Here is a 13674-nt window from a genome sequence, read left to right on the forward strand (position 1 = left end):
TGGAATGCTGGATAAAAAGATAATAGAAGATAAAAGAGACTTAATTAACAATATAAACTCCACTAAATCCTTTGGTAGCAAGTCTTTCACTAGAATAATTCCTATTTTAGATGAAAATAGCAATGTTAAAGGAGCTGTCATATTGGGATATAGATTAATAAGCACACAAAAAACTCATACTAATATCCTATCCCTATTATATAATTCCATGATGTTTTTGCCCTTTATATTTATAATAATATTTACTCTTATATATGCTAAAAAATTGAGTAAGAACATAAACAAGCCAGTAAATATTCTACTAGATGCATCAGATAAAATCAAAAACCAAGACCTAAACTTTACCATCAAATATGATGAAAATAACGAGTTTACAAAACTCTGCAATGCCTTTGAAGACATGAGGATAAACCTTAAAGATTCTCTTATAAAACAATGGGATTTGGAAGAAAAGAGACAAGAAAATATATCAAATATTGCCAATGATTTAAAGACACCTCTTACCATCATAAGCACTTATTCCGAAGCAATAATAGACGGAACGGTTAAGGAGGAAAAATTAAAAGATTATATAAAAGTCATTAAAAGGAATAACGAGAGAGCCTTAATCCTATTAGACGACATGAATAAAATATCCAATATTGAAAATCCTACTTTTATTTTAGAACCTATAGAAATTAATATTGCAGAATTTTTAAAATTAAAGAAAAGGGAATAGATTTTAAAATAGATATTATAGATTCTATGGAAAAAACCTTTATAGCTAGATTTGATATGAAGTCCTCAGAGCAAATATTGGATAATTGTATATCCAACAGCATTAGATACACAAAAAAAGAGGATATATAAAACTAAATATCCTATGTAATGATGAAGAAATAAAATTTTCCATTATAGATACGGGAAAGGGATTTAGTAATGAGGACCTACAAAATATCTTCAATAAATTTTATAAGGGGGACAAATCCCGTTCATTTACCACAGAACATTCTGGTCTAGGCAATGTACATAGCTAAAACCATCGTAGAAAAGCATGGAGGACATATTAAAGCTGAGAACAATAAACTAAAAGGTGCTATTATTAAATTTAATATAAAACCAATATGACAGTGAGACAGATGGTTATACTGGACTTAAGATGAGGATGCTTTTTTATACAATAATCAATTATATCTGCTTGTCCTTTTTTATAGAAGTAAATAGCTTCTTCTACTAGAGCCGAATCATCTATTGGAATGTCCCGATGTCTATTAGAGTATCTAAGTATACGAATTGCATTATCTTTTTCTAACCATTATTATAAATTCCAATTAAAATAATTTCTCCATTTTCAATAAATCTTTCAAACTGCCTTTTTCTTCTTTCCTTATCTAAAAACTTAGCCATTTCATCTTCCATTAGAGCTTTTCTAACTTCGTATTTCAATATAATCTCACCCCTCAAAATATTAGACCATACATCTTAGCTTTATTGCCTTATATATGATAAGGTGCATCCTTGAAAATAACAGTTTGTGTTTTTTCTATTAACTTTGGTTGTATTAAAGGATATGTCCATTTTTCTTTTAAAGATTATTCTATAGATAAATATATATTTATGTTTTATTACTTCATTTTTTATAAAAACCTTCTTATCCTAATATTCTCTCCCTGTTTAAATTGTTTTTTCCATAACCTTGATTTCCCACTTCCTCTCGGGATGGATTGTACTAAATATTTCTTTTACTACTTTAAATCCCATTCTCGTCCAAAACTCAAAGCCATTTTTATTTTGTTTTAACACACCTAACCTTAACCTTAAGTATCCTTTACTTTTCATATTTGATATGAACTCCTCAATGAACGCTCTTCCATATCCCTGTCTATGAAAATCTCCATGAATCATAAATAATCCTATATATACTGCATCTTCATCTGGATAATTCATTATATAGTCAATAATTCCAATATATTGCCCATTCATTGATATTAGCTTATAATTTTTATTTTGTAAGTTTGAGTCTGGGGGTATATCATTTTTATCTTCAATAACAGTTTCTATTGAAGGTTTTTCATTCATTGAAATTTTAAAATATTCTCTATTGGTATCATAAATATTTAAAACATCTTTTAATAAATTTTCAGTGACTGTATTTAAGATAAATTTATTCTCAGTACATTTCAATTTCATCACCTCAAAATAATTCATTTTCTCTGCTTATTCCTAACTCATTTAGGTTAAATTCCGAACAATTCTTCCCTATACTGATGTCACCTTTAAATAAAACTATAAGATCTACGATATACCTCACTGCTTATCTATCAAATCCAACATTATTAAGTTCACCTTCACTTACATTAAGTTTAGGTTCAATTTCTGCTTTATCTGCTGCAACTAATTTAATCCTATTTTCAACTTTTTTTGGACAATGTTTAGTAAGTTGAATAATATCTATCTAAAAAGTTTTTGATCTCATAGCTTCCAAAATACCCTGAAAATCTTATTAGTTCATAGTTTTCTTCATTCAAAAAAATAATGGTTGGAACTGTGAATACTAAAAGTTGAGCTGTTTTTTCTTGATTTTCAGTGATTTCAACAATTTCGTAAGGAATATTGTATTCTTCACATATTTCTAAAAATCTTGGTAAAAAAGCTTTACATACAGAACAATCTTTACTTTTAAAGTAAAATGCTTTCATCTCTTGTACCTCCTGAATTATAATCCTTCACTTACTTTAGAAATTCCAAAATCCTTATTATATGTATACTTTAGCGTTGATTCTTTTACAAAATACCTTCCCACTTCTAATCTTTACTAATTCTTAATTTTTTTAACTTTTTCGGTACTTGTACCGAAGGAAGGGGGAGAGGGCTCCGCCCTGGACCCACTTTAAATTCAAAAGCTTATTTTCTGAAAAATTATCATTTCTAAAGTTCCTATATAATCCTTCACTTACTTTAAAAATTCTAAAACTTAAATTTTACCAATCTTTTAGTTTTAAATTTTTTCGAAAATACCTCCATAACTCTAATACTTACTAACTATGAATTTCTTTAACTTCTTCGCTACGCGTAGTGAAAGAGAGGGGGAGGGCTCCACCCTGGACCCGTTATAAATTCAAAAACGAATTAACAATTGCAAATTTTTGGTATTTGTACCAAGACAGAAAGGAGGGCTCCGCCCTGGACCCATTTTAAATTCAAAAGCTTATTTTCTGAAAATCTTCATTCCTAAAGTCCCTATATAATCTTTAGTTTTATTCCATCTATTCAAAAAAAAATTAATATATAAAAATTATATCATTCAAATATTTTTAATATATTACTGTTATAATAAATACGATAAAATTTGTCATATTAAAGGAGGATACTTATGGCTAAAGTAAACATCATTTTTTATAGTATGTATGGCCATATTTACAAAATGGCGGAAGCTGAAGCTCAAGGTGCAAGAGAAGTAGAGACAACGGAAGTTAAAATATATAAAGTGCCAGAAACAATACCTGAAGATATTTTGATAAAATCCGGAGCTAAAAAGGCTCAAGAAGTCTTCAGTCATATACCAATTGCAACTTTAGATTCACTCGCGCAGGCCGATGCGATAATTTTTGGTACTCCTACAAGATTTGGAATGATGGCAGGTCAAATGCGAGAGTTTCTTGATACCACAGGGAGTCTATGGAACACGGGTGCATTAGTAGGAAAAATAGGAAGTGTTTTTACCGCAACGAGTACCCAACACGGTGGACAAGAATCTACCATTTTAAGTTTTCATACAACATTACTCCATCATGGAATGATAATAGTTGGGCTCCCTTTTACAGAACCAGGTTTATCAGATACTTCTAATATTCATGGTGGAACTCCATATGGAGCTTCGTCAGTTGCCATATTCGGAGATGAAAGCAGACCAACCCAATTAGAACTTGAACTTGCAAGACATCAAGGTAAAAGAGTCGCAGAATTAGCCAAAAAAATTTTTGGGTGATTAAATAATTATAAAAAACTTTGTAGACGCTCAATAGAGCGTCTTTTTATTTTGTATTACTTAAATTTGACTTTGAAATAAATAAATGTTATAATTTTATTATTCACTTAATGAATGAATAAAAGTATTGAATTGAGGTGATTTACCATCCTAAATTTTCAAAAATACACATTTTTTAATCCTTCTCCTAATTTTAGAGAAATGATGATATTAAAGCTAATATCTCAAGAAGGAAATATTTCACAAGACGTTATGGCTAAAAATGTTGGAATAGTTCCTTCCATGATAAACAAATATTTGAAAGTCTTTGAAGAAAATGGATACATTTTAAAAACTGGAGAAAATAGAAGAAATATGACATATGAAATAACCCAAGCTGGTAAAAAAAGATTACAATTTCTATTGGTAAGTTTTGTTGATGAAGTCTCTGAATTATATTCCGAAACTAAAGATTCTTTCAAAAAGGTCCTACAAACTTTGAAAAAAGATAAACTTAGAAATATATTACTTTATGGAGCCGGTGTAGTAGGTGGAATAGTACTGAAAGTTTTAAAAAGTGAAAATATTAATGTAATTGGTTTTTTAGACGATTCAGCATTTAAACAAGGAGAAAAACTTCAAGGAATAGATATATACAGTCCAGAAAAAGCTAACGAACTTAAATATGATGCTTTGATCATTGCTTCATTTAGACAATCAGAGATACTTTTATCAAAAGCTCAAGAAAAAAAATTAGAAAAACTCTATGTTTTCAAAATAGATGAAGAAGGTAATATTTCTTTACGAAAGGAGAGTCTCCTATATGAAAGATAAAAATAAAATGGAAGTTCCTCTCTTCGATCTTACGAGACAGTATGAAAAGTTGAGAAAAGATGTACTTAAAAAAATGGATGCAGTATTCACTTCTGGAAATGTGATTATGGGTAGCAACGTTAAAGCTTTTGAAATGGAAATAGCTAAATATTTGAACGTTAAACATGCTGTAGGGGTAGCAAATGGTTCTGACGCCTTGAGAATTTCCGTTCATGCTTTGGACATACATGAAGGTGATTATGTAATAACTACACCATATACATTCTTTGCAACAGCAAGTTCTATAGTTTTAAACGGGGCTACTCCTATTTTCGTTGATGTCGAAGAAAAATATTACAACATAAACTTGAACGAAGTGGAAAATGTTCTTCAAACTCACCCTAAAAAAGAAAAGATAAAAGCTGTTATTCCTGTTCATCTTTTTGGTAAGACAGTAGATTTAGAAAGATTAGAAAACATAAGTAAAAAGTATAAAGTTTACATTATAGAAGATGCTGCGCAATCCTTAGGTTCTGTTTGGTATTATAACACTTCAGAAAAAAAGTTCAGCGGAACGGTGGGAGATTTAGGAATTTATTCATTCTTTCCTACAAAAAATCTTGGAGCATATGGAGACGGAGGTTTAATAGTAACAAACAATGATAGATTGGCAGATAGAGTAAGAAAATTAAGGGTTCATGGAGCCACAAAAAAATATTTTCATGATGAAATTGGAGTTAATTCACGATTAGATGAAGTCCAGGCTGCTATACTTCGAATAAAACTTAAAGAATTAGATAATTACATAGAAAAAAGAATAAAAAAAGCAAAAAATTACAAAGATCTATTTGAAGAAAAAAAGTTATATAAATACTTAGATTTTCCAGAATATTTTGATGATAGAACTCATGTATATCATCAATATGTCATTACTTTGAAAAACTCGACAGAAAGAGATAAATTAGCAAATTTTTTAAAAGAACATGGTATAGGAACAAGTATTTATTATCCATTAGGATTACATATGCAAAAATGCTTTAAAAATTTAGGTTATAAGCAAGGAGATTTTCCTGTAACGGAGCAAGCTAGTAAAAACACGTTAGCTTTACCTATGTTTCCAGAATTAATGAAAAAAGAACAACAATATCTTGCCGAAATAATAAAAAAATTTTATAAAAATCATTGATAATTTAAGTTTAACATATATAAAGTTGACCAATTTGTCCCAAAGTTCAATAACTTCAGAACAAAGATTTCTTAAAAATAAGTTTTGAATTTAAAGTGGGTTTAAGGCGTTTTAAAATTTTTAAAAATGGTATTAAGACAAAAAGAGGAGGAATTAAAATGGCATTATTAGACAAAATACAAGATAAAACAGCAAAAATAGGTGTAATAGGTTTAGGTTATGTTGGTTTACCTCTTGCGGTTGAAAAAGCAAAAGCAGGTTATGAGGTTTTAGGATTTGACATTCAACAAGAAAAGGTAGATAAAGTCAACAAAGGAATCAATTATATAGGTGACGTTGTTACTACTGAGTTAGAAGACTTAGTAAAAAATAAAAAATTAAGTGCTACGAGTGATTACAATAGAATAAGTGAATGCGACACTATTGCGCTATGTGTGCCGACACCTTTGGATAAATTCAAACAACCTGATTTGAGTTTTGTTATAAACTCAACAAAAGAAGTAACTAAAAGGATGAAAAAAGATACCCTTGTTGTATTAGAAAGTACCACTTACCCTGGAACAACCGAAGAAGTTGTTCTTCCTATTTTAGAAGAAAGAGGTTTTAAAGTAGGACAAGATTTCTACTTAGCCTTCAGTCCAGAAAGAGTAGATCCGGGAAACTTAATATACAAAACAAAAAATACTCCCAAGGTAGTTGGAGGGGTAACAGAAAAATGTTCTTTACATGCGAAAGAACTATATCAAAGGGTATTAAATGCAGAGGTTTTTGTCGTTTCTTCTCCAAAAGAGGCAGAAATGTCAAAGATATTAGAAAATTCTTTTAGAATAGTTAATATTGCTTTCATAAATGAAATGGCTATAGTAGCAAAAAAGATGGGAATTAATATTTGGCAAGTTATAGATGCAGCTGCTACAAAACCCTTCGGATTTATGCCTTTTTATCCAGGACCAGGAGTAGGCGGTCATTGTATACCTATCGATCCTTTTTATTTAACTTATAAAGCAAGAGAATACGATTATCATACAAGACTTATAGAACTTGCCGGTGAAATAAATGATTATATGCCAGAATATGTTGTTGAGAGAATGATGGATGTACTAAATGAAGACAAGAAATGTATGAATGGTGCAAAGATATTAATGTTAGGTATTGCCTACAAAGGTGATATTGACGATATGAGAGAATCTCCCGCCTTAAAAGTTTTAGAACATTTGGAAAATAAAAAGGCAGATGTTAAAATTCATGATCCATATGTCCATACATTTACTTTAAAAGATAAGATCTATAATACAGTTCCACTGACAGAAGAAGACTTGAAAGAAGCAGATATCGTTGTAATAACCACGGGACATAAGAAAGTAGACTATGATTTTGTTTTAAAAAATGCCAAACTTGTTTTCGATACAAAAAATATCACTAAAGGATTAAGAAACAATTATCCAAATAAAGTTATATTATTATAGTATTTATTACATTTATAGGTGGTGTAATTATGCTTAGACTGGGAGTAATAGGTTGCGGAAGAATTGCTCAAAAAAAGCATACAGAAGCTATTATCAAAAATTCAGATATTATAGAAAATGTAGCAGTTTGTGATATAGTTAGTGAGAGAGCAGAAATATTTGCTCAGAAGATTACAGAAATAAATTTAAAAAAACCTGAAATATACACAGATTACAAAACTCTATTAAAAAGAGACGATATAGACGCTGTTGCGATTGCTACAGAAAGTGGAAATCATTATGAAATTACGATAGAGGCTTTACAAAATAATAAGCATGTCCTTGTTGAAAAACCAATGGCGTTATCTACATTTCATGCGGATGAAATGATAAAACTTGCTAAAAATAAAAATTTAAAACTCGGAGTATGTTTTCAAAATAGATTCAATCCACCTATTCAAGAATTAAGGAGAAAGATAGAAAACAACGCTTTTGGCAAAATCTTGCATGGTGTAGCTTCCATAAGATGGAATAGAAATAAAGAATATTACCAACAAGCACCTTGGAGAGGCACATGGAAATATGATGGCGGAACCTTGATGAATCAATGTACTCATAATATTGACTTGTTAATTTGGAACATGGGATCTGAAATAGAAGAAGTTTATGGAGTAATAAAAAATTTCACTCATCCCTATATTGAAGCTGAGGACTTTGGTGGAGCTATCATAAAATTCAAAAATGGTTCAGTAGGTATAATTGAAGGTACATCTAACATATATCCAAAAAATTTAGAAGAAACTCTTTCGATATTTGGAGAAAGAGGTACAGTCGTTATAGGAGGATTAGCTGTAAATAAAATAAAGTATTGGCGATTTGAAGGTGAAGATGGTCATCCATTTCAGAACTTACCTGATCCAGATACTGTATATGGTAGTGGTCATGTTCCGCTATACAGAAACTTTTATGAAACTATTGTAAAAGATCAAGAACCATATATAAATGGTGAAGAAGGGAAAAAAGCCGTTGAAGCAGTATTAGGAATATATAAGTCGTCGCGTGAGGGTAAAGCTATTAAGTTTCCAGTTGAATTTTCAACTTTAGAAATGTTGTAACACCATATAAAATTTTTGTTTTTTTAGAAAAAATCAATTCCAGAAAATAAGCTGAAGTTATGTGAGACGGCTTTAAAGTTAGAAAGAGGAGATTAAAATTATGAATATTCAACCTGTTAACAAATTGTTTCAAGACCTACAAAAACTCCAGATACAAGCAAGTAAATTAGGATGGACACAATATACCACTGGTTTTGATTTTGGTATTGATGAAGCTTACAGAAAAATTACAAGTTTCTTAGAAGATGAAAACAATTTTAATATAATTTGTGATTACAGAGAAAAGGAATTGGATCCAATTAACAAAAGAAAGTTAGAAATAGCCTATAACACTTTTGAACCTTATCATAAGAGAAAAGAGATAAATGAATTGAATCTGAAGATACACAAAAAAACGACAGAACTTTCAAAAATTTTAAATACTTTTAGATTTAAATATAACGGCAAAGAGATAACTTCTGTAGAAATAGATCAAATACTTAACAACGAAGAAAATAGAAATATAAGAAGGAAAGTTTATTTTATACGTAATCAAATAAATCTTGCTTTAATAGAAAATGGCTTCATAGAACTAATCGATTTAAGAAAAGAATTGGCAAAAGTTGATGGATCAAAAGATTTTATTGATTACATGCTTAAAAGAGAAGAACTAAACCCAAATATATTTGATAATTGGAAAGGTGAGTTAAGAGATCATATCCAATCCTTAAATAACAAGCGAATAGAATATGCTCAGAAATATTTAAAATCAGAAAAATTAGAACCTTGGGATGAAAGTTACGTGAAAACTAAAATTTCACCATCATTAAGAACAAAAGTAGATATGTCAGAATATTACATTACTTTAAGAAACTTCTTCTCTAAGTTCGGATTTAATTTAGACAATTTTAACATAGTCTACGACATTTTCCCAAGAAAATCGAAATCTGAGTGGGGATACAACTTCACAATAGAAAAAGGAAAAGACTCCAGAATTCTTGCCAACGTAAAAAATCAATACAACGAATACAGAACATTATTACATGAAAGTGGCCATGCAGTTCATTCATTTTTACAGGACCCTAACGAAACAATATTGAATTTTGGGATAAGCGGAATAATAACCGAAGGCATAGCAAACCTATTTGGTGGTTTTATATATGATAAGCTTTTCTACGAAAACTTTTTTGAAAATAATGTTGAAGAAGAATTCAAAAATATTGAAGAATACGAAAAATTGAATTATATAAGATTTGTAGGGAATATCTTTTTTGATCATGAACTTTATAGAAACAACATTAAATCATTAGAGGACATTTATACTCTCTACTTTAAAGTGCACTCAGAATTATTTGGAGATACACCTACTGTCGAAGAACCACCGTTCGGGTATAGAATTCATTACACTACCCACCCAATATACATGCACAACTATTTTATGGGAGACGTTACTGCCGAAATGTTGAAAAAAGTTTTTTGCCAAAAGCAAAGCATAAAAAGTGTTTCCGAAAAACCTAAGGAATTTGGGGAATTTTTAATAAACGAGGTTATAAAGCCATCTGGCCTTTACAAATATGAAGACCTATTCAAAAGAATCAGCGGTGATAATTTTTCTGTGAAATGGTATTTTTAGTTATATATTTTTATTATTTATTTGAAAAGCCATATCTACCGCTTTAAAAGGAAATTAAACTTTAAAAACTGTAAGGCAGAAATTCTTAAAAAAGAATATATCTAAGATTATGAATTATAAATCAACTTCGATACCTAAGCCAGGTTTATCTAATAACTTGATAATATCTGCTTCTTTTTCAAATCCACCTTTTATAAAATCTGGTTCTTCGTAATATAAAAAGGAGTCTAAATCAGCTGCAACAATATTTTTCTTAGCTGCAACTAAACTTGCTGCTGCTGTTAAAGCTATTTTTGTTTCAACCATACACCCAAGCATGCAATTTATACCACCTGATTCAGCAACAGCATTTATTTTTTCCGCTTCATAAAGACCGCCGCTTTTCATTAATTTAATATTAATCATATCTGCAGCTTTTTCTTTTATAATTTTCAAAGCATCATGCGAATTATGCACCGTCTCGTCTGGCATTATCTTAATATTTATTTTATTCCTTAAAAATGCTAATCCTTCCAAATCCCAATAGGCTAAAGGTTGTTCTATCACCTCAATATCATATTTTTCTACAGCTTTTGCAACCTTTATTGTATCACTAACACTCCATCCTTGATTTGCATCTATTTTAAGTTTTATATCATTACCAACAGTTTCCCTTATTAACTTAACAGCTTCTATGTCTTCTTTAGAATCTCTCCCTGTCTTTATTTTTAAAATTTTAAATCCCTGTTCAACTCTTTCTTTAGCTTCTTGCGCCATTTCTTTTGGAGTTCCTATTCCAATAGTAATATCTGTTTGAACTTTGTTGTCAAATCCCCCCAACACTTTATACAATGGAACGCTCATAACCTTTCCCTTAATATCATAAAGTGCAATATCTATTGCTGCCTTAGCCGCAGTATTTCCAATAATTGCTTTATCCATAATATCATGAACCCTTTCGATCGCTAAAGGATCTTCTCCCATTACTAATTCTTTAAAAAACTCAAGAGTTATCAAAACTGATTCGATAGTTTCACCGGTAACCGACTTTGATGGAGTTGCTTCTCCGTATCCGTAATATCCTACATCAGTTTTTATTTTGAGAATTACGGAATCACAGTACTGACTAATTCCCCTTGATATAACAAAAGGTTTTAATAGTTTTATCCTAACTCTCTTAAAATTTAAATCTATTATTTTCATATTTATCCTCCAAAAATTTGAGATTCTATCTTTTTTATATACTCTCGAATTATATTTTTTGAAATTTCAAACTTCTCATTTTCTTCTTCACTTAATGAAATATTAACAACTCTTTCTACACCGTCTTTGTTTATTATCGTAGGATATCCAATGTATAAATCATCTAATAATACAGTTGTAGTGTAAACTCTGCCTTCATTCTTTGCTATAGTATCAACTAATGCTGCTGTGGCTGCTGCAATACCATAATTTGTAGCACCTTTTTTTTCAATTATTGTATAAGCAGAATTTTTAACCTCTTCAAATATTTCATCTAAGTCTCTTATACAATTCTGATCCAATGGGCATTTTTCACAGAATTTATTTATTGGAACTCCCCCGATCATAGCTGAACTCCATACTGCTAACTCAGAATCGCCATGCTCTCCAATGATATAGGCATGTATGCTCATTGGAGAAACTCCACAACTACTTCCAATTAACGCTCTTAATCTTGCTGTATCCAAAATTGTTCCTGTACCGAAAACCCTATTAGAATCAAATCCAGTTACCTTCCACACAACATAACTCATAACATCTACAGGATTTGTTATGTTTATTACGATACTATTTGGTGCATATTTTTTAATATTTTCCGATATTTCTTTTATTATCTGTGCATTTTTCAAAGCTAAATCAAGTCTTGTTTCACCTATTTTTTGTGCCGCACCAGCAGTAACAATTATAATGTCACTTCCCTGAATATCTTCATATTCCCCACTTCTAATAACCATTCTTTTATGAAAAGCACTTGCGTGTAAAAGATCTAAAGCTTCTCCTTCAGCAAGAATTTTGTTCCTATCTATCAAAACTAATTCATCTGTTATTGCTTTATTTAATAGTGAAAACGCTACACTTGAACCCACTTTACCAATTCCAATTATACTTACTTTCATTTTGTTTTACCCTCCATAGATTCAACATAAATTCAAAACTTCAAAGCTTATTTTTCAAAATCTTTACTTTATAATGCACTTACCAAAAACATATGCTAATTTTAAAATTATAACATCCATTATTAAACAAAATATTTCAAACTTGAAACCATCCATACTTTTAAGAAAAATAACACTAAAATAAACAGAATTTTTATGCAAAATAGAAAATAACACCCAAAATGGGTGCTATTTACAATATTTAATTATTTTTTAGAAGTTTTTAAACATATAAGTCAAGATGTTGTATTATTCCGACTCCACCATATTCTTTCAAAAATATGCCCGTATTTCTAATAACGCCAAGAACATCATCTATAGATCTTTTTATTGAAAATTCAGAACTAACACTACCTAAATAAATTGCTCCAATCTCTTTATCTTTCAGAGACAATAATACATCTTCTCCTTCGATGGTTTTCACCCACAACTTCAAATCATTGAAAATACTGTCATTTTCATCTATCCATCCATTTTTGTCCTCATCGTATTTAGCTAATTCTTCAAATCCATTACCAGTTTGAGGTCCAAATAATTCCTTTCCATCATTGATCTTTCCATCACTATTCTTATCTAATACCAAAAACCCACTGCCCTTCCCAACAAAATTGATTAACTCGTTAATACCATCTGCATTAAGATCAAAATCAAATTTTCTTTCTGTTAATTCTGCTGCAGTACCCTCAAAATTAATAACTAAAGGATCCACCGCATCCCCCATTCTAAGACTAAACAATTCTTTTTCTAACATACTTCTTTCCATTAAAAGAGAAATAGCAATATTTATTTCTTTTCCATCAGAAGTTTTTACTATTCCTATCGCAGAATATTCTACTTTTTCGTATTCCAACCTTTCAATCAAAGAATCATATTCAAGTCCCCAACTATACCCCTGAGCTTGAGGCTGATCTTTTTTGAAAAACTGTTTTTTAATTTCAGATGCCTTAGCCTCTATACTTTCAATACTCTTCTTAAGTTTTTCCATATCTTTTATAAACGAGAAATTTATCTTTTTACCGGTCAATTTTTCAAGCATTTGTTGTAACAATTTGAGCTTTAACTTTTCTTTAGCATCTATATCTATTTCATCAAGATCTATTTCTTCAACATGTTTACCATCTACTTGCTTATACATACTTTTCATATCTTCTATAAGAACTTTTATATCGTTTTTAAGTTTCTGCCTAATTTTTTGCAGATCCACTTTATTCTCATTTTCTTGTTGTTGTGGTCTTTCCCCTCTCCAATACAGCAGCTTTTCCTCTTTTGTTTGTTTCGAGAAAAACAAACGATTTGCATTCATTTGTATATCATAGTTTTCTATTTTCAAAATTATCGCCTCTCTTTTCTATTAAAAAACTCACTTTAGAAATTTTAAAACTCAAAGTATATAAATGTTTT

At 30.0% G+C, this 13674-nt stretch carries 14 protein-coding genes; 8 read left to right on the forward strand and 6 right to left on the reverse strand.

Features of this window, described 5'->3' with window-relative positions; translation table 11 throughout:
• Positions 1–4: 4 nt before the first annotated feature.
• Positions 5–718, forward strand: a complete 714-nt coding sequence (locus X924_RS00270) for a histidine kinase dimerization/phospho-acceptor domain-containing protein (protein ID WP_121956943.1) — start codon at positions 5–7, stop codon at positions 716–718.
• A gap of 127 nt (positions 719–845) precedes the next feature.
• On the forward strand, positions 846–1016 hold the full coding sequence (locus X924_RS10440; RefSeq protein WP_369825999.1) for an ATP-binding protein: 171 nt from the start codon (positions 846–848) through the stop codon (positions 1014–1016).
• Positions 1017–1287: 271 nt separating this feature from the next.
• Here the strand turns inward: X924_RS10440 and X924_RS10095 are convergent, their stop codons facing one another.
• The 3 genes from X924_RS10095 to X924_RS00285 all read right to left on the reverse strand — a co-directional run bounded on the left by X924_RS10095 (position 1288) and on the right by X924_RS00285 (position 2678).
• Positions 1288–1425: a hypothetical protein gene (locus X924_RS10095; protein WP_158245261.1), complete on the reverse strand. Its 138-nt coding sequence runs from the start codon at positions 1423–1425 to the stop codon at positions 1288–1290.
• Between the two features lie 228 nt (positions 1426–1653).
• On the reverse strand, positions 1654–2187 hold the full coding sequence (locus X924_RS00280; protein ID WP_121956944.1) for a GNAT family N-acetyltransferase: 534 nt from the start codon (positions 2185–2187) through the stop codon (positions 1654–1656).
• Between the two features lie 224 nt (positions 2188–2411).
• Positions 2412–2678: a thioredoxin family protein gene (locus X924_RS00285; protein ID WP_121956945.1), complete on the reverse strand. Its 267-nt coding sequence runs from the start codon at positions 2676–2678 to the stop codon at positions 2412–2414.
• A 674-nt stretch (positions 2679–3352) separates the two neighbouring features.
• On the opposite strand from X924_RS00285, the gene wrbA reads away from it, so the two are divergent.
• The 6 genes from wrbA (at position 3353) to X924_RS00315 (ending at position 10117) form a co-directional block, all read left to right on the forward strand.
• Positions 3353–3967 (forward strand): NAD(P)H:quinone oxidoreductase, encoded by a 615-nt coding sequence (gene wrbA / locus X924_RS00290; protein ID WP_121956946.1) that lies wholly within the window; start codon positions 3353–3355, stop codon positions 3965–3967.
• Between the two features lie 201 nt (positions 3968–4168).
• Positions 4169–4780, forward strand: coding sequence for a winged helix-turn-helix transcriptional regulator (locus X924_RS00295; RefSeq protein WP_233186538.1), 612 nt, complete (start codon positions 4169–4171; stop codon positions 4778–4780).
• Positions 4770–5945 (forward strand): DegT/DnrJ/EryC1/StrS aminotransferase family protein, encoded by a 1176-nt coding sequence (locus X924_RS00300; protein WP_121956948.1) that lies wholly within the window; start codon positions 4770–4772, stop codon positions 5943–5945. Before X924_RS00295 ends, X924_RS00300 begins: the two co-directional genes overlap by 11 nt.
• A 158-nt stretch (positions 5946–6103) precedes the next feature.
• On the forward strand, positions 6104–7411 hold the full coding sequence (locus X924_RS00305) for a nucleotide sugar dehydrogenase (protein WP_121956949.1): 1308 nt from the start codon (positions 6104–6106) through the stop codon (positions 7409–7411).
• 29 nt (positions 7412–7440) lie between these two features.
• Positions 7441–8505: a Gfo/Idh/MocA family protein gene (locus tag X924_RS00310; RefSeq protein ID WP_121956950.1), complete on the forward strand. Its 1065-nt coding sequence runs from the start codon at positions 7441–7443 to the stop codon at positions 8503–8505.
• A gap of 100 nt (positions 8506–8605) precedes the next feature.
• Positions 8606–10117 (forward strand): M3 family metallopeptidase, encoded by a 1512-nt coding sequence (locus tag X924_RS00315; protein ID WP_121956951.1) that lies wholly within the window; start codon positions 8606–8608, stop codon positions 10115–10117.
• 114 nt (positions 10118–10231) lie between these two features.
• On the opposite strand, the gene X924_RS00320 is transcribed toward X924_RS00315, so the two are convergent.
• The 3 genes from X924_RS00320 to X924_RS00330 form a co-directional block, all read right to left on the reverse strand.
• Entirely contained in the window at positions 10232–11299 is a 1068-nt protein-coding gene (locus X924_RS00320) for a mandelate racemase/muconate lactonizing enzyme family protein (RefSeq protein ID WP_121956952.1), read from the reverse strand.
• A 2-nt stretch (positions 11300–11301) separates the two neighbouring features.
• Positions 11302–12234 (reverse strand): L-lactate dehydrogenase, encoded by a 933-nt coding sequence (locus X924_RS00325; protein ID WP_121956953.1) that lies wholly within the window; start codon positions 12232–12234, stop codon positions 11302–11304.
• 262 nt (positions 12235–12496) lie between these two features.
• Positions 12497–13603 carry a hypothetical protein gene (locus X924_RS00330; RefSeq protein ID WP_121956954.1) on the reverse strand — a complete coding sequence of 369 codons (1107 nt, stop codon included), beginning with the start codon at positions 13601–13603 and terminating at the stop codon, positions 12497–12499.
• Positions 13604–13674 lie beyond the last annotated feature (71 nt).

The sequence above is a fragment of the Petrotoga sp. 9PWA.NaAc.5.4 genome (assembly GCF_002895485.1).
In the GTDB taxonomy this organism is placed as follows: domain Bacteria; phylum Thermotogota; class Thermotogae; order Petrotogales; family Petrotogaceae; genus AZRK01.